Here is a 23,018-nt window from a genome sequence, read left to right as displayed (position 1 = left end):
TATATAGAGCCGCTTCCCGTTGGGAGGCGGCTTTTTACGTGCGGCGGCGGAAAAACAACATTTAAATCTGCCCATTGGCCTGCTGTAGCGAATATGAACAATCTTAAATGCTGCTTCTCCACTTGCTTACGTCATTACTGTCTGCTTGCAGGCCTCAGGTAAGAGACATGAACATCTGGAAGACAGCATAGACGGCAATGCCGCTGGCGATAAGGAGGAATCCCGATTTCTTCCGCGACTGGAACAGACGCAGGACACCGAGGCTGACGAGCGGAGCAATGATGAGCAGCAGCAGCAGCACCGCGATGAACATCTTCGCCGAAATATCAGACGTATCAACATAAGTCATGGATTCTCTCTCCATTTCAGAAAAAAGGGTATGGTGACAAATGTCACACAAGTATCCTTATTATATAGGATAGCTACTCCTTTTAGAGCAGGAAATGCAGATAAAAATGCGGCGATTTTAAGAAATATAAGAATTTATGCGCTAGCCAAAAGTGATCCTGCTATTTCACGGAAAAAAAGCCGCGTCATAAAAAACATGCCGCAGCTGTTCCGCTTGTAAATGTGCTCTATAGGGTCACGCGGATATTGCCCAGAAAATGCATGACCGCTGAAAAACCCGCTCCAATCATGGTTCCCCGGCTGCCCAGCCTGGAGAAGGTGATTTCGAGCTGCTGCTTGTGGTAGGGAAGGGTACGTTCAGCTACGACCCGGCGCAGCGGCTCGCCGAGCCACGGCTCCGCCTCTGATAGAGCGCCGCCGATAACGATCAGCTCGGGGTTGAAGCTATTGATCAGATTGGTAACTCCGATCCCAAGATACTCGCCAATGGAGTTGAAATGGCTTAGTGTATCGGGCTGCCCCTCAAGCGCATACTTGACCAGTCCGGTTGTTGTGCGGGCCGGGAGGGAGAGGCCGGGGTTATCATAGGTTTTCTCGGAGGCGTACAGCTCCCAGCAGCCCCGGCTGCCGCAGCTGCAAGGCTTGCCTTCTGCTTCAATCGTCATATGTCCGGTCTCACCCGCATATCCGCGCGCACCCTTATACAATTCTCCGCCGATAATAATCCCCGACCCGATCCCCGAGCCGGCGCTGATATACAGCAGGTGGCGCACATCGCGCGCTGCCCCGAAGTTCAGCTCACCCTGAGCACCTGCATTGGCCTCATTATCAATGGTGACCGGCACCGCGAAGGCGCTTTCCAGAATCGAACGCAGGTCTACCATCTCCCAGCCCAGGTTGGGCGCGAACAGGACAACGCCTTGCTCATCGACCATTCCCGGGACGCCGACACCAATGCCGACGAGTCCGTAATGAGAAGGCGCGGCCGTAGCGATCAGCTCCGAGATCATCTGCTGCATCTGCCCGAGCACATAAGGGAAATCGTGGTTCTCCAGCACACTGTCCCGTTCATGAAGAATGCCGCCCCCCAGGTTGCAGAGTACAGCCTTAAGCTGTCTCACGCGCAGCTCGATCCCGATCACACTACCAGCCATTTCGTTAAAATGCAGCATCAGCGGCTTGCGCCCGCCACTGGATTCTCCGGGTCCGGCCTCGGTAACCAGCTGCTGCCCGCAGAGCTCGGCTACCAGATTGGAAACGGTAGCTTTATTCAGTCCTGTCACCTCGGACACCTTGGCCCGTGAGATGGGGGAATGCATACGGATGGTATGTAAAATAATCGATTTGTTTATTTTTTTGACCAGCGCCTGATCACCGGTAACTTTCAAGAAGCACACTTCCTTTTACAATATAAGAATTTATATGTCTCACACAATAATGTTCGTCCGGTCTGCTGATCGGCGGCATGTAACAATGAGGAAAGCCGTTGTTTCAGGTTAGAACGGGGCCCTTGCGCGTACGGGAACGGGAAGAAGCAGCAGTGAAGCCGCTCTCCGCTGCGCGGGTATGCCCCCTAGTCTAGAATGAAGAGCGCAAAAATGCAACTACATCCACTGAACTGGAGCGATAGTGAAATTGCATAATTTTATATAAATAGAATTTACGAGGGTGAAGATAAGCGCCGGGAAAGATACGGAATACCGAGAAAAATAAAAATAAAAAAACTTTGTTTAACCAATATACAAAGTCCGAAGGATGTGTTAAGATGTTGCTGTAAACGCTTGCGGGCGAAGCAAAATATCGAGGAGGATTTAAAAATGGCTTATTTTGAAACAGTGAGCAAGATCTCTTACGAGGGAAGCCGTTCCACCAACCCTTATGCATTCAAATTCTACAATTCCAAAGAAATCGTAGCCGGCAAAACAATGGAAGAACACCTGAAATTTGCAATGGCTTACTGGCATACATTAACAGCTGGCGGTTCCGATCCGTTCGGCGCTGAAACTGCAGTCCGCGCTTGGGACAAACTGAGTACACTGGATAAGGCTAAGGCCCGTGCGGAAGCAGCATTCGAATTCATGGATAAGATGGACCTGCAGTACTACTGCTTCCATGATGTGGACATCGCTCCTGAAGGCGCGTCCCTGCGTGAATTCTACAGCAACATCGATACTATTGTAGACATCCTTGAACAAGGCATGAAGGCTTCCGGCAAAAAATTGCTGTGGAACACTGCCAACATGTTCACCAACCCGCGCTACATGCACGGTGCAGGCTCCACCTGTAACGCTGACGTATTCGCACACGCTGCTGCACAAGTGAAGAAAGGTCTGGAAGTGGGTAAACGTCTGGGCGCTGACAACTATGTATTCTGGGGCGGCCGTGAAGGTTACGAGACACTGCTGAACACTAATATGCAGCTAGAGCAAGACAACATTGCCCGCCTGTTCACCATGGCTGTGGATTATGCGAAGGAAATCGGCTTCGACGGCCAGTTCCTGATCGAGCCTAAGCCGAAAGAGCCTACCAAGCACCAATATGACTTCGATGCAGCAACTTGCATTGCCTTCCTGCAGAAGTACAACCTGGATAAGCACTTCAAGCTGAACCTTGAAGCGAACCATGCTACACTGGCTGGCCACACGTTCGAGCACGAGCTGCATGTAGCCCGTATCAACGGCATGCTGGGATCGCTGGATGCGAACCAGGGCGATCCATTGCTCGGCTGGGATACAGATGAATTCCCTGCAAGCATCTACGATTCTACCCTGACTCTGTATGAAGTACTGAAGAACGATGGACTGGGCAAGGGCGGAATCAACTTTGACTCCAAAGTACGCCGTCCTTCCTTCGAGCCTGAGGATCTGTTCCTGGCACACATCTCCGGTATGGACGTATATGCTAAGGGCCTGAAGGTAGCTGCTAAGCTGCTGGAAGACGGCGTATTCGAGAACTTCATTGCGGATCGTTACAGCAGCTTCAACGAAGGCGTTGGCGCTGACATCGTATCCGGCAAAGCGACACTTGCTTCGCTGGCTGACTACGCGCTGAACAACGAGAGCCCGCGTCCGAACAAATCAGGACGTCAGGAAATGCTGAGAGCTACACTTAACCAGTACATCCTGACTGCTGAGTAAGACGCTGCCGGATTTGCGGGATCACCCGCAGATTCATTAGAGAATACACGCAACGGGGGTTGCTGAAGAGAGCATTCTTCGGCAGCCCCTTTTTTAAAATATAAGAATTTATATGTTTTCACACGATAACTTATCCTTCTATTTCTCGCTGAAACGGTACCGTCCTTTTAAAGGACGGCAAAGCCGTTTCCACTTGATGCAGAATGGTAGGGTTTCCTGCGGAGTAGTGCATCAAGAACCGCAGAAGTGTATGTATTCCATAAATGTGGTAAGTCTTGCGGAGCAGGACTGTGTGAGTGTATTTTGTGCAATAGAATGCTCTAATTTCGCTGGGAAATAGCATTCTACTGTATTTAGCACAACTGATATTTGAGAGTAGCCTACAAAACAGCCTTTTCAACAAATTCTAGTGTACAAAGTGCAATAGCTTACGATTTTCGGCCAACTTAACGAGAATCTATTGCAGGAAATACAATCGCGGCCGCGTCTTCAGTGGATTGAAACCGTTGGAACGGCTGATGCTTACGAAGCGAGTTTTGCTCGAAGAGAATACAGGATGCGGAACCCCGCAAAACTTAAGCGTATGCTTACGAAGCGAGTTATATTGCGGAGATGTTCCAAGAGAAGTAATGCTTCATATAACTTTTAGGAGGATAACTATGAAATATGTAATTGGTGTCGATCTTGGAACCAGCGCGGTAAAGACTGTACTGGTAGATCCTCAGGGCAAGGTGGCATTTGAGCATTCTGAAGCATATCCGCTCAGCAGACCCCAGCCGAACTGGAGTGAGCAGAACCCGGAGGATTGGGTGAAGGGAACCATCGCCAGCCTGAAGCGTCTGATGGAAGTATCGGGTGTAGAGCCTGGACAGATCGACGGTATCAGCTTCTCCGGCCAGATGCACGGGCTTGTGCTTGTTGACGGTGAAGGCAAGGCGCTGCGTCCCGCTATTCTATGGAATGATACGCGTACGACTGCGGAATGCCGCAAGATTGAGAAGAAGCTTGGCAGCAAGCTGATCGATATCGCCCGCAACCGCGCGCTCGAAGGCTTCACGCTTCCGAAGATCCTGTGGGTCCAGGAGCATGAGCCTGAGGTGCTCGCGAAGGCTGAATTGTTCCTGCTGCCGAAGGATTATGTGCGCTACCACCTGACGGGTGACTACGCCATGGACTACTCCGATGCAGCCGGAACCCTGCTGCTCGACGTAGGCGCGAAGCAGTGGAGTGCGGAGATTGCCGGAGCGTTCGATCTGCCGGTCTCCCTCTGTCCGAGACTCGTAGAATCCTTCGAGCAGACCGGAACCCTGCTGCCGGCGGTTGCCGAAGCCTCCGGCCTGCTTCCTACCACCAAGGTGTTCGCCGGCGGGGCAGACAATGCTTGCGGCGCACTGGGTGCCGGCATTCTGGGTGAAGGCCGCACGATGTGCAGCATCGGCACTTCCGGTGTGGTATTGTCCTACGAGAGCAACAAGGATCTTAACCTCGAAGGCAAGGTTCATTTCTTCAACCACAGTGAGAAGGATGCCTTCTACATTATGGGCGTGACCCTGGCGGCAGGACACAGCCTGACCTGGTTCAAGGAGACTTTTGCAGCTTCGATGAGCTTCGACGAGTTGCTGCAGGGAGTGAACGAAATCCCGGCTGGCAGCAGCGGTCTCTTGTTCACCCCTTACATCAGCGGGGAACGTACACCGCACCCGGATGCCAGCATCCGCGGCAGCTTCATCGGGATGGATTCCGGACACACCCTGTCCCACTTTACCCGCGCTGTGCTGGAAGGCATCACCTTCTCGCTGCGTGAATCGATTGAGATTGTGCGTGAATCCGGCAAAGAGATTACCGAGGTCGTGGCGATCGGTGGCGGGGCCAAGAATGAAGCCTGGCTGCAGATGCAGGCTGATATCTTCGGCGCTACGATCATTAAGCTGGAGAGCGAGCAGGGTCCGGCTATGGGCGCAGCTATGCTGGCAGCCTACGGCGCAGGCTGGTTCGAATCCCTGGGTGAATGTGCGGAAGCCTTCATCCGTCCCGCAGAGACCTATACCCCTAATGCAGAGCAGGCGGCACTATACGATGGGATCTTCGCTTTGTACCAGGATGTATACAGCCAGACCCGTGAACTGAATGAGAAGCTGGCTCAGTATCGTAAATAAAATATTAGCATGGAATATCTGCCATCCTGTATAGGGTGGCAGCTTGTTTTCTTTATACGCGTTATGGTATAAGCTTTGCTGTAGAATCTGTTATAAGCTCTGTGAAGGGAGGCCCCAATTGATCAAAGTACTGATTGTGGATGATGAGCCCAAGCTGAGGGAAGGGATGCGGACCTTGATTCCCTGGGAGGAAGAGGGGTATACCGTGGTGGCGACAGCGGCTAACGGTTATGAAGCGCTGGACAAATTCCGTGAGCTGAAACCTGGACTTGTGATGGCAGATATCCGTATGCCGGGAATGACCGGGCTGGAATTGATCGCTGAGCTGCGCAAGGAGAATCCGGGCTGCCATGTGCTGATTCTGAGCGGCTATGCCGATTTTGAATATGCGAAGCAGGCCATCTCCTATCATATTGACGGTTATTTGCTTAAGCCGGTGGATGAGGAGGAGCTGATCAGCTATCTGCAGGAGCTGCGGGAGAAGATCAGCCTGGAAGAACGGATCAACGAATGGCAGGCGCTGGAGCCCGCAAGAACAACCGAGGTGCTCGTGCGTGAGCTCTTGCAATCGAAGGAAGGCGGAGAAGCTGCGGCTGAATTGGGCCTCAAGGACAGCAGCTGCGAAGTGGTGCTGCTGGAATTGAAAGGGCTTAACAAGGGTGAGGATGTCCGCGAAGATGCGGTGAAGCGGCTGATGGAGTGGCATTGGCAGGAGGAGGAGCGCGGCTTCTTCTTCACCCTTCCTCCGTACATGGGAATTCTGCTGAAGGAGCCGCTCCGGGATGAACGCGCCCGGGCGGCGCTCTGGCAGGAGCTGCACCACCTGATCTCGAAGGAGGGGCTGGAGTTCGTGGCCGCAGCGGGCGGAGCAGCTGTCCGGCCGGAGGAGGCCGGACAGTCCTTCGCGGCTGCACGCGCCCGGCTGGAGGATGCCTTTTTCGGGCAGAAGAACACACTGCTCTGCGAAATGCCGGACCTCTGGGAGGAGCCTGCACAAGCTGCGGTTGAACCGGAGGAGGAGCCGGACCCCGAGCGCGACATCGAGGTGCAGCTGCTGCTGGCAGTGGAGGCTGGAAGCAGCGAGGTGGCCAGGGACCTTACGCTGCAGATTATCCGCCAACTCGTGGATACCCAGCGGGATGAGACCTATATCAAGGATCAGCTGCTGCGGATTGTCAGCAGCACCATTGCCCGGCTGGAGGCGGCGAGTCCTGAGCTGCGCCCGCTGATTGCCGGACAAGCCTCGCCGATGGGCGAGGTCTACAGCAGCAGATACCTGCATGATGCAGAGCGTCTGGTGTCGGGCTACATGGAGCAGCTCTCCCGGCTGACGGGCAGCGGTAGCGGACGCGGCGATGAAATTAAGCGGATTACGGATCTGATCCAGCGGCGGTATAAGGAGAATTTGAAGCTGGGCACACTTGCGGAGATTTTTAACTACAATAGTGCCTATTTGGGCAAAATGTTCAAAAACCAGGTGGGCGAGCACTTCAACACGTATCTGGATAAGGTACGGATCGAGAAGGCCAAGCAACTGCTGACCCAGGGCATGAAGGTCTATGAGGTGGCCGAGCAGGTCGGGTACATGAACTCCGATTACTTCAATGCCAAATTCCGCAAATATGTCGGCGTCTCCCCAAGCGCATACCGCAAGGAGAACTAGACTTATATAAGAAGCGGTAAAGCACTTAACGAAAAGCAAAAAGAAGCGAAGGGGAAATTTGGAACTGCAGGTCGCGGCAAGCTTGCAGAAAATCAGGTATGAGGCTTATGATATACAGGCTGTTCCCCTTCTTGCAGAAGACCGGGAGCAGCCTGTTTGTATAGAGAGGGGAGATTGATATCAAGAAGCTGGTGCGGATGGTCAATAATATGAAGCTGAAATACAAGCTGATCTTTTTTTATATCATAGTGGTGATGATTCCCGTGCTGATTGCAGGGGTTATTCTGACGAATTATTTTCGGGAGGGAGCCTTGAACAGAGCGATTGATCAGGCCACCAACAACGTGGAAAAGATCAAAAGCCAGTTGTACAGCAAGCTGCGGGTCCCTACAGATATTTCGAATCTGCTCTATTTCGATGAGGATCTGGAACGGCTGGTCAATACGCATTATCCGAGTATCCTGGAGCTGACCAAGGCTTACCTGAATTATACCGACCTCAAGGAGTATGTGCTGCGGTACCGGGAGATCTCCAATATCCGCTTTTTCATCGATAATCCTTCACTGGTGGACGATATGTCCATCGCACCGGTAACGCCGGAGATCCGTACGAGAAACTGGTATACACAGGCTATGCAGAACAATCAGATCTACTGGATGTATATCCACGACAAGGACCCTTATATCAACAGCCCCAAAGGAACCATCAACAAGCTAAGCCTGGTCCGCCAGGTGCCCTACCCTGAATACAGCAAGTCAGGAGTTCTGATGGTGCAGGTGAATCAGAATGAGCTGAACCAGATGCTGCACCAGGAGCCGTTCGAGACCATTATTATCGATGAACAGGGTTATATTGTGTCCGCCAAAAATCCGCAGCTCGTAGGAAGTACGGTGGATGCTTTTGATATAGGGATCGATGTGGGGGCGCAGTCCAAGGGCGTGTTCACGACCCAGGTGAAGGACAAGGATTCCTACGTCATCATCGATGAGATGATCCCTGAGCTGAGTGTCAGCAGGCTGAAGATTATCTCGGTATTTGAGACTAAAAGCATTCTGAGCGATGCCAATAAGGTGAGTCAGCTGGGCTTGTTTATCGTAATCGGGGTGCTGCTGGTTGCGCTCGTACTGGTCTACACCATCTCGCTGCTGACGAGCAACCGGCTGCTGCGGCTGAGCCGCCAGCTCAATCAAGTGGCCCTCGGGAACCTTAACGTTGTCTCCCACATTGACGGAACAGACGAGATCGGCCAGCTGTCGCGCCAGTTCAACTACATGGTAGCCAGCATCAACCAGCTGATTAAGCAGGTGATAGAGAGCAATGAGAAGAACAGTACGCTGGAGATCGCGCAGCGGGAGATTAAGCTGAAGATGATGGCCAGCCAGATTCATCCGCATTTTCTGTTCAACGCACTGGAGTCGATCCGTATGAACGCCCACCTGCGGGGAGAGAAGGAGATCGCCAATATTGTCCGGCTGCTGGGCAAGCTGATGCGCAAGAATCTGGAAGTAGGCCGGGAGAGAGCGCCGATCAAGGAAGAGATTGAGATGATCCGCTCCTATCTGGAGATTCAGAAGTTCCGGTATGAGGACAGGCTGGAATATAAGATTACCTTCGATCCCGCCGCCGCTGAGGTGATGATTCCGCCGCTGATTATCCAGCCGCTGGTGGAGAATTCTGTCGTTCACGGTCTGGAGAACAAGGAAGGCACGGTGCATGTCAGCATCGCCATTACCCTCACGGAGAATCAGGAGATTGAGGTGATTGTAATGGATGACGGGATCGGCATGAAGGAAGGACGGCTGTCCGAGATTATGGAGGTCATCACCAAGGCGGAGGAAGAGGAGCAGGGCCGGATCGGGCTGCGCAATGTGCAGCAGAGACTGACCCTGTATTACGGAGCGGAGCATGGGCTGAGCATATCCAGCCGGGAGGGAGAGGGGACCCGGATTACATTTTCAATTCCTAAGGAACAGTGATTTGAAGGCTTAAGGGGATACAGGCGGGGAGAATGTCTAATTTCTATAGGTTTTTACGTGAAATCTGTTGGGTATTCTCGCCCCCGGCGCTGGGATAAGATAAAGCTATCAAAGCGAAGGGGGAATAATGATCGTGAAAGCGCTCACTGAAAGCGGTGTTACAGCAAATGAAAGCGTAACCCCCCGCCCACCTGCGAAACGGAATAGTGGATTTTGGAAAAGCGTACTCCAGCAAAAGTACTTATACCTGATGTCCCTTCCATTCGTAATCTGGGTATTTATATTCAGCTATGTGCCCATATGGGGATGGCTAATGGCCTTCCAGAATTATAAGCCGGTCAGGTCGTTTAGCGAGCAGAAATGGGTCGGACTGGACAACTTCAAGGAGCTGTTCCAAGATGAACGCTTCTACCTCGTATTAAGAAATACACTGGCGATGAGCATGCTGGGACTGATCTTCGGCTTCGTGGTTCCTATCCTGTTCGCCGTAATGCTCAACGAGCTGCGCGGGAACATCTTCAAGAGATCGGTTCAGACGATATCTTACCTGCCTCACTTTGTATCCTGGGTCGTTGTTGGCGGGATTGTCTATAAGACGCTTGCCATCGATGGAGGGATCGTGAACGATCTGCTGCTCTGGACGAATGTTATTGATGAGCCGATTCAGTTCATGGCCAAAGGGAAATACTTCTGGGGAGTCTTAACGGCTGCTGACATCTGGAAGGAAACGGGCTGGAATGCGATCATCTATCTGGCAGCGATTACAGGCATTGATAAAGAGCTGTATGAAGCCGCCAAAGTGGACGGTGCAGGACGGGTCAAGCAGATGTTCAATATTACACTGCCGGGTATCCGCACCACGGTGATGGTCCTGCTGATTATGAATATCGGCCATCTGGTCGGCATTGGCTTCGAGAAGCAATTCCAGCTGCAGAACAACATGGTTACCGATTATTCGGAAGTGCTGGATTTGTATGCGCTTAAATACGGGATACAGATTGGACGCTTCTCCTATGGTACCGCGATAAGCATGTTCACCTCGGTAGTCAGTGTCATCCTGCTGTTTACCGCCAACGGTCTAATGAAGAAATTTGCCAAAGAAAGCATTATGTAAGGAGGGGATCATCTATGGGTGGCAAAGCATTCCAAATGTCAAAAGGTGAACGTGTTTTCGATATTTTTCTCTACATCGCTCTAATCCTGATTATGATTGTGACGTTATATCCCTTTCTGAACGTGCTGGCGATTTCCTTCAATGAATCTACGGATACGGTCCGGGGCGGCATCTATATCTTCCCGCGGGTCTGGACGCTGGAGAATTACGAGCGGATCTTCAGCTATACGGGACTGATTCAAGGCTTCAAAATATCGATTCTGCGTACCCTTTCCGGTACCCTCCTGGGTCTGATCAGTGCTTCCATGCTGGCCTTTACCCTCAGCCGTCCGGAATTCAGAGCCAGAAGATTCGTCTCGGTATTCCTGGCCCTGACCATGTATTTCTCCGGCGGTATGGTGCCGATGTACATTCTCATGAAGGATCTGAATCTGATCGGAACGTTCTGGATCTACATCCTGCCGGGTATGGTTTCCGCGTTCAACGTGTTCATTATCCGCTCTTTCATGGACGGGCTGCCGTTTGCCCTGCAGGAATCCGCTAAGCTGGATGGGGCGAATGACTTTATGATTTTCTACAAAATCATTCTTCCGCTCTGTAAGCCGGTACTGGCGACTATCGCCTTGTTCCTGGCCGTGGGGCAATGGAATGAGTGGTTCACCACCTATCTCTACAACGGCAACAAGCCGCATCTGACTACGCTGCAGTTCGAGCTGATGAAGGTCCTGTCTTCGACCAATCAGGGCAGCGGCATGGCAAATGCGAATGATATGGCCAGACAGATGGCGCAGATTTCACCGGAGTCGATCAAGATGGCGATTACGATTGTCGTAACCGTGCCGATTCTCGTGGTATATCCGTTCCTGCAAAAGTATTTTGTCGGCGGTATGACGTTGGGTGCAGTTAAGGCATAGGCCTTAACCCAGGAGTGACAGGGAGAAGCTGCCGGGTTCAGTGCAGAGCCGGGCAGCTAACCCGCTTAGGGTTGAGTGTTAATTAATGGAAATTTATATTTATGGTAGTTTTGCAAGCGTTCACAATGGTATATTCAGGTCTCACCTGATATGCATAAAGGCAACATATTAAGATACAAGGGGGATACACAATGAACCGCAAGAGTACCAAGACTATCTTCACACTCCTGCTGATGAGCTCGATGCTGATCGCCGGTTGTGGAGGCAACGGCAATAATGCAGCCAACAATACGACGCCTAACAACTCAGGAACTACACCTGATGCTACTGCCGCAGCAGATGATACGGCTCTAGATACCTCACCCGCTACGTTCACCTTCTTCGGTGCGGATGCCAGCCCGAACTGGAACAAGATGCAGGATGATGTCGGTAAAGCCATTACGGAAAAAACAGGGGTCACCCTTGAAGCTGAATTCGATGTAGGCAGCGGCGGCGGTGACCAAAAAATCGCCATGATGGCGGCCAGCGGCGATGTTCCTGATATTATTTTCGCTAAAGGCAGTCTGAGTACCCTGGTGGATGCGGGCCTGATCATGGATATGACGGACCTGATTGACAAATATGGCCCCAACCTCAAGAAAGTCTACGGCGAGAACATGAACCGTCTGAAGTACAGTCTGGATGACCAGAGTATTTATCAGATTCCTACTAATATGGGTGTCGGCCAGAAGTCCTTCGATGCCACAGGCGGATTTGAAATTCAGCATCGTGTGCTCAAAGAGCTCGGCTATCCGAAAGTGCGGACTGTAGCTGATTTTGAAAAGGTGCTGAAGGATTATGTCGCTCTGCATCCGGAAACCGATGGACAGCCTACCATTCCGCTGACGCTGAACGCCGATGACTGGAAGATTATGATCACCGTGACGAACCCGGCCTTCACTACAACTGGCGCACCGGATGATGGTGAATATTATGTGGACCCTGAGACCTTCGAAGCGAAGCTTCACTACAAACGCGCCGAAGAAAAGGAATATTTCCGCTGGCTGAACGGCATGTACAATCAAGGACTGCTGGATAAGGATACCTTCGTACAAAAGGATGACCAATACAAAGCGAAAGTGGCCAGCGGCCGTGTACTCGGTCTCATCTCTCAGGAATGGGAATACTCTGATGGTGAGAATGCCCTGAAGGCTGCCGGTAAAGACGAGTATACCTATGGACACTTCCCTGTAACCCTGACCGAAGAGTATAAGGATCATTCCTTCATGCAGACAGGAATCGACGGCTACGGGATTGCAATCACTACAGCTGCCAAAGATCCTGAGCGGATCATCAAATGGCTGGACTGGATGTCCTCCGATGAAGGCCAGATCCTGAGAACCTGGGGGATTAAAGACAAGCACTATACTGTGGATGCCAATGGCAAACGTGAGGTTCTGCCTGAGATCCGTGACGGCTTAGCCAATGATACAGCGAACACTCAAAAAACAACCGGGATCGGCCAGTACCTGATCTTCGGTGCACGGTATGGCGACGGAGTGAAGGATTCTACGGACAACTACTACACTACAAGCTTCCCAGAACAGATCGTTGCTTCGTACTCAGAAGCTGAGAAAGAATCCCTTGCTGGATATAAAGCGACTACCTGGAAGGACCTGTTCCCGAAAGAGGATGAATTCCCTGTAAAAGAAACAGGTGCCCTGTACAACCTGCCGGTTCCGACAGACGGTAAATATCAGGTCATCTTCAAAAAGACCCAGGATATCGTACGTAAACGTATCCCGGAAGCGATTCTGTCCAAACCGGCTGATTTCGATAAAGTCTATGACGCCTTCCTGGCTGAGCTGGACAAAGCCGGCGCTCAGGATATGGAAAAAGAATTCACTGAGCTGGTGAAGAAGAGAGTATCCCTGTGGACAGGCAAAAATCTGTAAATCCTAATGGGATGTAGCATGATCAAACGTACAGCAGAAGGCAGAAGGGCCCGACTTAGGTCAGGGCCTTTTGCTGTATTCAGAACTTAGTACGAAGGGTGAGGAGAATATGGAAACTGAACAAAGGAAATCCCCATGGAAGCTTAGATACCGCCAGCCCGCAGCCGTCTGGGAAGAGGCGTTGCCGCTGGGGAACGGGCACATGGGGGCTATGGTATTCGGCGGTACCGCCAGAGAGCTGATCTCGCTGAATGAAGATACCCTATGGTCCGGGTTCCCCCGGGATATTAACAATTATGAAGCGCTCAGGTACCTGAAGAGAACCCGGGAGCTAATCGCTGCAGGCCGGTATGGTGAGGCCGAAGATATGGTGAATGCCCATATGCTGGGGGTCAACGCCCAGGCCTACATGCCGCTTGGGGACCTGATTCTTACGCAGCCGGGCGCAGAGAATTGTACGGCCTATGAAAGAGTGCTGGATCTGGATAGCGGAGTTGCCAGAGTGACCTATCAGACCGGGCAGGGAGCCTTCACCCGTGAAGTATTCATCAGCACACCAGATCAGGTGGGTGTCGTGCATCTGACAAGCGGTCAGCCCGGAGGGATTCAGTTAGAGCTGGCACTGGACAGCCAATTACAGCATAGCGTTAGTCCAGGGGAGGGGAATCGGCTGGTAATGCAGGGGCGCTGCCCCTCGCATATTGCCGACAATTACCACCAGGATCATCCGCTCGCAGTGCTCTATGAAGCGGGGCTTGGAGTAGCATTTGAACTGCACCTGCATGTACAGGTAACCGGGGGAAGTATCCGGCATTCCGCAGGCAAGCTGGTCATCAGTGGCGCGGAGCGTGTTCTGCTGCTGTTGGCAGCCGGAACGGACTATGAGAAGGTGCGGTCCAGAGCAAGCCATAGATCTGCTGCGCCAGCTCAGTATTCCGCAGCTATGCTAAGCCCGGCGGAGCTGTGCGCCAGCAGATTAAGCGCTGCGGGCGGAAAGACTTATGAGGAGCTGCACGCACGCCACGTAGCAGACCATCAGGCGATCTTCCGCCGGATGGATCTGGATCTCGGCGGTCACGAGGCGGATGAGCGGCCTACCGATGAACGTCTGGCCGCCTATCAGGAAGGGGCAGAAGACCCGGCGCTGGAGGCCCTATTGTTCCAATATGGCCGCTATCTGCTGATGGGCAGTTCACGGGCCGGAACCCAGGCAGCGAATCTGCAGGGGATATGGAATCCCCATGTCCAGCCGCCATGGAACAGCAATTACACGACCAATATCAATACACAGATGAACTACTGGCTGGCGGAGGTCTGCAATCTCAGCGAATGCCATGAGCCGCTCTTTGAGCTGATTAAGGAGCTTAGTGAGACCGGGGCCAGAACGGCTGCTATTCATTACGGAGCGCGCGGCTGGGTAGCTCATCATAATGTGGATCTGTGGCGGGCCTCCACACCGTCCGGCGGAGATGCCAGCTGGGCCTTCTGGCCAATGGGCGGGGTGTGGCTATGCCGTCACCTGTGGGAGCATTACGAATTCAACCCGGATATGAAGGTTTTGGGTGAGACTGCTTATCCGCTAATGAAGGGAGCTGTCCTCTTCTGCCTGGATTGGCTGGTGGAAGGACCGGAGGGCTGTCTGGTTACCAGCCCGTCTACTTCGCCGGAGAACCGGTTCGTTACGGAGGACGGCAGAGCTTGCAGTATATCTATGGGTTCGGCTATGGATATGAGCCTGATCGCTGAGTTGATGCAGCACTGCCTGGAGGCTGCGCGTATTCTCGGCGTAGACGCTGAGTTTCAGGAGGAGCTGGAGCAGACACTCGCCCGACTGTCTCCGCTGAATATCAGCAAGAGCGGGCGGGTGCAGGAATGGCTCTATGACTTTGCCGAAGCGGAGCCGGGGCACCGCCATGTCTCCCACCTGTACAGCCTGTATCCGGGCAGCCGGATTAACAGGCGGGACACGCCGGAGCTGCTGGAAGCCAGCCGCTTAACGCTGGAGCAGCGGGTTGCTTCAGGCGGGGGACATACCGGCTGGAGTTGTGCTTGGCTGATCAACCTCTATGCCCGGCTCACAGACGGCGATTCGGCTTACGGTTATGTGCGCACGCTGCTAACCCGTTCCGTCTATCCCAACCTGTTCGATGCACATCCCCCGTTTCAGATTGACGGTAATTTCGGCGCGGCCGCCGGGATTGCAGAGATGCTGCTGCAGAGTCATCTCGGGGAGCTTACGCTGCTTCCGGCGCTGCCGGGAGCCTGGAAGAACGGCCGCATCAGCGGCCTGAAGGGGCGCGGAGGGTATGAGGTAGATATCGAATGGCAGGCTGGAGTCCTGGTATCCGCGCGGATTACAGCCCGGTTCGATGGAACACTGCGCCTCGGTTATGCGCAAGAGCTGATGCTACAGCATGCAGACGGCCGCCGCCAGGCGCTGAACGGTACGCTTGAGGTTACGGCTGGCGGGGTGTATTGGGTGGGGGTGTGAGGAGGAGGGGGAATGCAGCAGGGATGTAAAACTATAAATATAATGGAAAATAAATCCGATAGTATAGGGGGAGCCTTTATAACTGAGGGAGATTTATATATTAAATTAGAAGCCAGTGAGTTTTAGTATTCGGCGGGAAGGATGGTTATGGCGTCAACAAAGCTAGTATTTAACGAAGATGAAGTCAGGCGCCTGCAATCGAAGATCGGCCAAGTGAGTCAGGAAACCAATCGGTTATATCTTCAATTGAAGGGCCAGTCCAGTAGCTGGGGCGGTATTCCCATGGGCGACCAAATGGTCAGGGCCCAGGTTCTGATCAATGAATTAACCGTAGAAGCGGAGAAATTAGAGGATATCATCCGGGTCGCCCTCAGAGGCGTCTCGGAATTACAGGAAGAGAATAAACGGCAGGCGGACAAGCTGACGGGGCAATTTAATCTTTTGCTCGCAGCCTTCGGAAGCTTGGGACTGCAACCAGCCGCCGGACGGCTCTCCATCCCCGAATTTGTGCAGCGAAGTGCGACGAACCTCATCACTTCAATTGCCGCTCTATCAGGAAAAGATGAGCTCAGCAGGGACCCGGTGGTGCAGCAGCTCAGGAATGTCATTCAGACCTCCGGCCTGCTGACCGTAGAGAGTATAGCTGCACAAAGTAAGCTGAGCGATATCTTTGCGGCGCGGAATCAGATCGCCAAGGCACAGATGGCCTTCAAGGTGTATCAGGCGTTTGGAAACCAGTCGCAGATGGAGGCTGTTCATGCACAGGCCGAAGAAGCCCGGCAGAAGCTGGCTTCTCTAGGCGTAGGCAAGATCTACTATGAAGCCGGTAAGGATCTAAGCGCCCATTACAGACAACCAGCGGTTACAGCCTGTGAGTATGACCCTTCAATCACGGCGGACAAGGTACCGTTACTACATAACGAAGAATATTTATTGCTGCTGCGGCTGGCGATGGAGAAGACCGCCGCTGGAGCCTATGCGCGGGGTCAGCTTGCAGCCAAGCGGCAGGAGATCCAGCTCGCAGCGGCGCTTAAACAGGTTCAAGAGCAGATCGAAGCGGAGCGGCGATTGAACGGGCCGCCGCTTACCCTGCCGGACGGCACGCCAATTACCGCAGACAACAAGGAAAATGAGCCCACCTGGGACTTTTATCAGGCCAAAGTCTATGTACCGAATGAATATCTTACCCCCATGTACACCAGTTATCTGGGGTGGCTGGATAACACGTACGGCCTCACGAAATGGCAGAGCAAGGTCCGTCAATCAGGAGATGTAGTGCTGGCTTTTACCGAAGGATTGGTGAAAGAGGTCGTGATGGGCGTAGCGGATACGGCAACCTTTGCCTTCAAGCTAGTGGTAGACCCGGTCAAAACCACCACAGAAATGAAGAATCAGGCGAAATATCTAATTGACCATCCGGAAGTGCTAGTGGAAGCGGCGAAGATGGCGTATCATCAATTTGACGAAGGCACACCCGAAGAGAAAGCTGCGATGCTGGGTTCGGTCGCCTCTATCCTTGTTCCCGGACTACAGGTCACGAAGGCCGGCAAAGTGGGTAAAGTCCTGGGCGAGGTAGAAGACGCCGTCAGCCAAGTGGCGAAGGATGCCCTGCAAGGGATCAAGCAGAAGCTTCCGAATCTGGGTCCGGTAGTGCAGACGCCGGAAGGGTTTGTGTTCAAGGTAGGGGAGATCCCCGATACTCCAGCCTTGCCGAAGACGCCGGTGCAGCAGAAGTATATGGATGCGGTGGATGGTGGGGGTGGTAAGGTTGAGGGGCCGGGTAAAGTTCTTGATTCTGTTCCGTCAGTTAGAAACGGTGAGTTTAATAAATGGTTCAATTCTTTGACTCCTGATGAATTTGACAAAGTATGGGCAGATCCTAAACTAAGGGATATCATCAAAGACCGGCTCAGACATCCAGGCGGATTACATGAGTGGCATTTGGTATCAAGAGCAGATGTCTTTAAAAGATGGGGAATCACGAGTGAGCAGATTGCTGAAATGCGAACACTTATTAGCAACACCAAGTTTGTAAATCCTAAAGGTAAACATGGTGGGAAAGGCTCAACAACAGCACATAATGAGTTGTTAGACATTATTGATTCGTCTACTGATTATGGTATGTTTAAAAGAAGATTACAAAACTGGGCGAATTATAGATTTGATGGTGGGGCAGATGCTCTGCCAAACGGATTAAAACCTTAGAGGGGGATTAGCATGGAAAAGGAAGGTTTCGTATCTTTGTGGGCAGGGAATGTCCAATCTTCTGAGGAGTTGGATAGATTACTTGTTGTTTCTTATTCAGATGAGGGTGATTTTATTCCATCCATATTTGCAAAACACATTAACATTCGTAGATATGATGATGCTGTAAGAGAAGCAGAGTATTATGAAGAAGTAAGTGATGACTTGAATCAATTACTCGAGGGATTCTCTTATGATGATGAAATTGTTCCAAGATTTACTGCCCTAGTGCAAGAAGGTTTGCCGAACGATATTAATGCAATAGTTTTATTGTATAATTTTGAATATACTGGGGCAATTGTCGAAGTAACCATTCAATCTAATTACTTCAGATTCTTAGGTGCGGTAGAATATCGATAGTGGGGCTACCCTGTGCCGAATAAACCCATCCTTCAACCAATAACACATATACCCCATGTAATACCTGTATAAAGATTCTTCATTTTCGGTTATACGTACATTAAAGGCTATATACTCATAACTTAAATCCCGCAATAACGATACAATGAACAGGTTGATTATGGTTAGATACTACCATGATTGACCTGTTTGTGCTATCCATGCCAAGTTGGACGGTTAGAGATGATATAATGAATAGGTCAGGCTGGCACAAATTTACGTTCTTGAGGTTGGGGTTGTAAACAGGGCATTATTGGCATTTACTATAGAGTATACGGTTATGGCCGATGATATAGATTGCAGGAGGCGCGCGGATCATATGGGGAAGAGACAGGGATCGCTGATAAAGACAGCGGTTGGACTTATGCTTGTGTTTGCAGCTATACCGCCTGCGACGTACTGGGGATACGAGCATGCGTATGCTGCATCGGATTCGGCGGTCGTGCAGACCACACAAGGAATGACGCAGAAGCTGGCCGGAGCGATGAGTAACCGCAGAGAGACGATCACCTTCACTTATCAGGGCAAGACCGCCAAGCTGAAGAGTGAGATCCAGACGGCAATTAATCAGGCGATGGGGAGCGACCCGTACCTGTATTATATTATTGACAGCTATGCGTTCTCTTACCGTGGAAGCACGCGTGCTGTTCATGTGACGGTACAGGTGGAATACCGGGAGACGCTGCAGCAGACGGCGTATGTTAACAAGCAGGTGAAGGCTATTCTGCAGCAGATTATAACACCAGGGATGAACAATCATCAGAAGATAAAAGCGATCCACGACTGGGTCGTGCTGAATCTGGAATATGATCACTCGCACCGCAAATACACCGCTTACGAGGGACTTCAGACCGGGAGTGCGGTCTGCCAGGGCTATACGCTGCTAACCTATAAGCTCCTGCTGGGCGCGGGGATTCCGAACAGGATTGTGGAAGGGACGGCCAGGGCGGCAGACGGCGTAACCCAGTCGCATGCCTGGAATCTGGTGCAGCTGAACGGGGCATGGTATCATCTCGACACCACCTGGGATGACCCGGACCCAAGTCCGGAGGGCGGAATCAGCACGCTCTATTATATGAGGACGGATGCCCAGCTGCGGCTTGACCACACTTGGACCAAGTCCTATCCGGCGGCCTCCACCAGTTATGCCCAGACCCTATCTAAGCTGGTCAATCAAGGGGGCCAGGGGGTGGAGGCATACAAGAGGCTGCAGAAGGACCTGAATTACTGGCTGTACGAGGAGAATCAGGTGGTTTCGTCGGCGGCACAGCTCAAGGAGCTTGCGAAGCAGGCGGCAGAGGCCGGACGGCAATCGCTGCTGTTCCGTTATCGCGGAAGCGACAAGCTGCTGAGGCAGGACCTGCAGGTGCTCTACGATCTGAGGCTGAACAACCTGGCCTTCAACAGTTCGCCGTTCGAGAATACAGGAGATCTTAAGGTATACGTCACTTGGAAATAAAAGCTTGTCAGCTACCCGGCAAGCCAGCCAGGGTGGAGCTTCAGGCTTTGGTCTCCAGGAACTGAATGGTCTGAAGCTTGTTTGTTGAAGGGTTGAAGCGGACCATCACAACTACGCCGAATTCCCGGCCTGCCTTGCTTCGGACCAGCAGCTTGAATTTCTCTTCTGCCAGCTTTGGCCTGATCTGGGTCCTGCCGATGTGCTTGTAATCGATGATCTCGGCGTTGTATTTCTGCTGCGCCTCCTTCACGGCGATGGTTCCCCACCGGGCATAGTCAGGTGCAGCGGAGCTCCGGCTAACCGGAGCGGCGGTGACGAGCAGGAGCATCAGCAAGGCTATCATCCAGTTTTTTTTCATTTTCATAGCGGCCTCCTTGGGGTGTGAATATTGGTTAGCGTGTCCCTACGAAGGCGCTTCTATGCCTGGACTGCTTCTTGAAGATTCAGGCTTTTCCGAACCCGTCCTCACAAGTGATGTTCATGTCAAGAATCCCGTACAGAGATTGCTTGGAAGTCTCCATTTTTTTCTGCGCGTCTTCAATCTCTGCTATTTTGTGATGTATAATGCGAGCTTGCTCATCCTTGGATATTCCATGCTTGGAAATCATAGACTTAATGTCCTGGATTGAAAATCCAACCGCTATACAATTCTTTACCACTTCGATATATTGAACGATTTCCGGGACATAATTCCGGTAATTATTCTCTTCTCTGAGGATATACTCCTCCGTAATGATGCCCATTTTCTCATAATAACGCAGGGTTGAAATAGGAAGGCCTACCTTTGTTGCGACTTCACTAATCTTCATGCCATCACCTCATGGTTTGTGCTTGCTATGAACTATAGTTTATAGTTTACAATTCTCCTAGTGATGATTCAATATCAGCACATTATATATAAAAAGGAGAGAAGTAACTATGAGCACAATGACAGGCAAATTCCACAAAACCAATGATTTCAATGCAATCGTCCTGGAGCGCTGTTCCGTGAAAGTCTATGATCCTGAGGTGAAAATCAGCAGAGAGGAAATGACCGAGATTCTGGCGGAAGCTTCCCGCGCCCCCTCTGCCGTTAACCTGCAGCCATGGCGTTTCCTGGTCATTGACAGCGCTGAAGGCAAAGCGAAGCTTGCACCGCTGGCCACCTTCAACCAGACCCAGGCGCTCACCTCTTCGGCTGTGATTGCGGTATTTTATGATACGAACAACGTTGAATATATGGACGAAATTTTCGGCAAGGCTGTGGAGCTTGGGTACATGCCCCGCGAGGTGATGGATATGCAGCTGCAGCAGGTTAAGCCTTATTATGCGAAGATTTCCGCGTCCGAATTACGGGATATGAATCTGATTGACTCGGGGCTTATCTCTATGCAACTGATGCTTGTTGCCCGTGCGCACGGCTACGATACCAATCCGATGGCCGGGTTTGACAAGGAGCATATTGCAGAAGCTTTTGGCCTGGACAAAGAACGGTTCCAGCCGGTCATGCTGATCTCGATAGGCAAAGCCGCCAAAGAGGGGTATCCATCCTACCGTCTGCCGGTCGAAACGATCACCACCTGGGCATAATCAATAGCTGCAGGGATTCCCGCAAATAGAAGCATACTTAAGCTATTCCTATTTAAAAGACCGGTTTTGGCCCGCTGCTGCGGGATCAAAACCGGTCTTTTGCTATGCTGCAATGAATCAGTCTGCGTGGGTGCTCAGGTCACACTTCTCCAGCGGGATAAGGCTGCTTTTGCGGAACCAGCCATAGCCCAGCCAAATCAGCAGGAACAGCGGCACGCTGACATAGGAGACGAGAATGCCGTACCAGTCGATCTTCGCACCGGTGAAGGCACCCATGTTCTGGCCGAATACGGCGACCATACACAGGGCGAAGGCAAACAGCGGACCGAATGGGAACCATCTTGCCCGGTAAGGCAGCTCATCCAGTGAATGGCCCTGCTTCACAAAGGCCCGGCGGAAGCGATAATGGCAGACGGCAATTCCGAGCCAGTTGATGAAGCCGCACATCCCGGAAGCGTTAAGCAGCCAATTGTACACCGCGCCGTCTCCGAAGAAGGAGGCGAGGAAGGCGAGCATGCCGACAGCGGTGGTCACGAGCAGCGCGCCTACAGGAACACCTCTGCGGTTCAGCTTACCGAGCGCGCGCGGTGCCATTCCATCCTTGGCCATGGCGTACAGGACGCGGGTGGAAGCATACATTCCCGAGTTACCGGCAGACAGCACGGAGCTGAGAATCACGGCATTCATTACCGAGGCGGCAATCGCCAGCCCTGCTTTGTTAAAGACGATCGTGAACGGGCTGACGCCGATATCATCAATACCGCCGCGGAGCAGATCTGGATTTGTATAAGGAATCAGCAGGCCGATGACGGCAATGGCAAAAATATAGAAGATCAGGATGCGCCAGAACACCTGGCGGATCGCAATCGGCACGTTCCGGCGCGGGTTCTCGCTCTCTCCGGCGGCGACACCGACCAGCTCCGTTCCCTGGAAGGAGAACCCGGCGGCCATGAAGACCCCGACGAAGGCGAAGAAGCCGCCATGGAACGAGCTGCCTCCCAGTTGGAAGTTGCTGAAGCCCACCGCCTTGCCGCCCATAATCCCGAAGATCATCAGGACACCGACGATGAGGAAGAAGACCACCGTAATAATCTTGATAATGGCGAACCAGTATTCCGACTCGCCGTACCCCCGCGCAGACAGGAAGTTCAGGCCGAACATGAGTGACAGGAAGAGCAGACTCCACAGGAAAGAGGGACTGTCCGGGAACCAATACTTAATAATAACGGTGGCTGCTGAGAGTTCGGCTGCTATGGTCACCGCCCAGTTGTACCAGAAGTTCCAGCCGATAGCGAAGCCGAAGGCGGGGCTGACGAACCGCGTGCCGTAGGTGCTGAAGGAACCGGAATCGGGCAGATAGGTTGCCAGCTCCCCAAGGCTGGTCATCAGAAAATAGACCATAATGCCGACGGCCGTGTAGGCGAGCAGTGCTCCGCCCGGACCGGAGGAGGCAATGGCCCCGCCGCTGGCGAGGAACAGTCCGGTTCCGATCGAGCCGCCGAGGGCGATCATGGTCAGATGTCTTGCTTTGAAGGATTTGCGCAGGCCCGGTGTATTGGCGTTGCCCGCCTGTACTACCGGCCGTTTTGGTTGTTGTGGTTGCATGAATAAGAC

Annotated in this window: 17 protein-coding genes; 12 read left to right on the top strand and 5 right to left on the bottom strand. The window is 52.3% G+C overall.

Annotated elements, in window-relative coordinates; translation table 11 throughout:
• Positions 1–154: 154 nt before the first annotated feature.
• Together ACFSX3_RS32660 and ACFSX3_RS32655 are read right to left on the bottom strand one after the other, a co-directional pair.
• Positions 155–349 (bottom strand): hypothetical protein, encoded by a 195-nt coding sequence (locus tag ACFSX3_RS32660; protein WP_036694925.1) that lies wholly within the window; start codon positions 347–349, stop codon positions 155–157.
• 226 nt (positions 350–575) lie between these two features.
• Positions 576–1,736 carry an ROK family protein gene (locus ACFSX3_RS32655; protein WP_209991827.1) on the bottom strand — a complete coding sequence of 387 codons (1,161 nt, stop codon included), beginning with the start codon at positions 1,734–1,736 and terminating at the stop codon, positions 576–578.
• Positions 1,737–2,165: 429 nt separating this feature from the next.
• Between ACFSX3_RS32655 and xylA the strand changes: the two genes are divergently transcribed.
• The 11 genes from xylA (at position 2,166) to ACFSX3_RS32600 (ending at position 19,835) form a co-directional block, all read left to right on the top strand.
• A complete protein-coding gene (gene xylA / locus ACFSX3_RS32650; protein WP_209991828.1) occupies positions 2,166–3,485 on the top strand; it encodes a xylose isomerase in 1,320 nt (439 codons plus the stop codon).
• Between the two features lie 659 nt (positions 3,486–4,144).
• Positions 4,145–5,641 (top strand): xylulokinase, encoded by a 1,497-nt coding sequence (gene xylB, locus ACFSX3_RS32645; RefSeq protein ID WP_209991829.1) that lies wholly within the window; start codon positions 4,145–4,147, stop codon positions 5,639–5,641.
• 118 nt (positions 5,642–5,759) lie between these two features.
• Complete coding sequence (locus ACFSX3_RS32640) at positions 5,760–7,304, top strand: response regulator transcription factor (protein ID WP_209991830.1); 1,545 nt, start codon at positions 5,760–5,762, stop codon at positions 7,302–7,304.
• A gap of 197 nt (positions 7,305–7,501) precedes the next feature.
• Complete coding sequence (locus ACFSX3_RS32635) at positions 7,502–9,280, top strand: cache domain-containing sensor histidine kinase (protein WP_209991831.1); 1,779 nt, start codon at positions 7,502–7,504, stop codon at positions 9,278–9,280.
• Positions 9,281–9,407: 127 nt separating this feature from the next.
• A complete protein-coding gene (locus ACFSX3_RS32630) occupies positions 9,408–10,394 on the top strand; it encodes an ABC transporter permease (RefSeq protein ID WP_209991832.1) in 987 nt (328 codons plus the stop codon).
• A gap of 14 nt (positions 10,395–10,408) precedes the next feature.
• Positions 10,409–11,308: a carbohydrate ABC transporter permease gene (locus ACFSX3_RS32625; RefSeq protein ID WP_209991833.1), complete on the top strand. Its 900-nt coding sequence runs from the start codon at positions 10,409–10,411 to the stop codon at positions 11,306–11,308.
• Between the two features lie 191 nt (positions 11,309–11,499).
• Positions 11,500–13,242, top strand: a complete 1,743-nt coding sequence (locus ACFSX3_RS32620) for an ABC transporter substrate-binding protein (protein WP_209991834.1) — start codon at positions 11,500–11,502, stop codon at positions 13,240–13,242.
• A 109-nt stretch (positions 13,243–13,351) separates the two neighbouring features.
• The gene (locus ACFSX3_RS32615; protein WP_209991835.1) at positions 13,352–15,733 is read left to right on the top strand and encodes a glycoside hydrolase family 95 protein; all 2,382 of its coding nucleotides are present in this window, start codon (positions 13,352–13,354) and stop codon (positions 15,731–15,733) included.
• Positions 15,734–15,880: 147 nt separating this feature from the next.
• A complete protein-coding gene (locus ACFSX3_RS32610) occupies positions 15,881–17,938 on the top strand; it encodes a hypothetical protein (protein ID WP_379254972.1) in 2,058 nt (685 codons plus the stop codon).
• 12 nt (positions 17,939–17,950) lie between these two features.
• The gene (locus ACFSX3_RS32605) at positions 17,951–18,337 is read left to right on the top strand and encodes an immunity 22 family protein (RefSeq protein WP_209991836.1); all 387 of its coding nucleotides are present in this window, start codon (positions 17,951–17,953) and stop codon (positions 18,335–18,337) included.
• A 358-nt stretch (positions 18,338–18,695) separates the two neighbouring features.
• The gene (locus tag ACFSX3_RS32600; protein ID WP_209991837.1) at positions 18,696–19,835 is read left to right on the top strand and encodes a transglutaminase domain-containing protein; all 1,140 of its coding nucleotides are present in this window, start codon (positions 18,696–18,698) and stop codon (positions 19,833–19,835) included.
• A 40-nt stretch (positions 19,836–19,875) separates the two neighbouring features.
• Here the strand turns inward: ACFSX3_RS32600 and ACFSX3_RS32595 are convergent, their stop codons facing one another.
• Both ACFSX3_RS32595 and ACFSX3_RS32590 read right to left on the bottom strand, forming a co-directional pair.
• Positions 19,876–20,199, bottom strand: coding sequence for a DUF3889 domain-containing protein (locus tag ACFSX3_RS32595; protein ID WP_339220351.1), 324 nt, complete (start codon positions 20,197–20,199; stop codon positions 19,876–19,878).
• A gap of 79 nt (positions 20,200–20,278) precedes the next feature.
• Positions 20,279–20,644 carry a MerR family transcriptional regulator gene (locus ACFSX3_RS32590; protein WP_209991838.1) on the bottom strand — a complete coding sequence of 122 codons (366 nt, stop codon included), beginning with the start codon at positions 20,642–20,644 and terminating at the stop codon, positions 20,279–20,281.
• 109 nt (positions 20,645–20,753) lie between these two features.
• On the opposite strand from ACFSX3_RS32590, the gene ACFSX3_RS32585 reads away from it, so the two are divergent.
• Positions 20,754–21,404: a nitroreductase family protein gene (locus ACFSX3_RS32585; protein ID WP_209991839.1), complete on the top strand. Its 651-nt coding sequence runs from the start codon at positions 20,754–20,756 to the stop codon at positions 21,402–21,404.
• A 117-nt stretch (positions 21,405–21,521) separates the two neighbouring features.
• Here ACFSX3_RS32585 and ACFSX3_RS32580 read toward each other — a convergent pair whose 3' ends face one another.
• Positions 21,522–23,009: an amino acid permease gene (locus tag ACFSX3_RS32580; RefSeq protein ID WP_209991840.1), complete on the bottom strand. Its 1,488-nt coding sequence runs from the start codon at positions 23,007–23,009 to the stop codon at positions 21,522–21,524.
• Between the last annotated feature and the right edge of the window lie 9 nt (positions 23,010–23,018).

Origin of the sequence: Paenibacillus rhizoplanae, assembly GCF_042684125.1 — a bacterium.
GTDB classification, from domain to species: Bacteria; Bacillota; Bacilli; order Paenibacillales; family Paenibacillaceae; genus Paenibacillus_AQ; species Paenibacillus_AQ rhizoplanae.
This window is presented reverse-complemented; position numbering and strand designations above follow the sequence as displayed.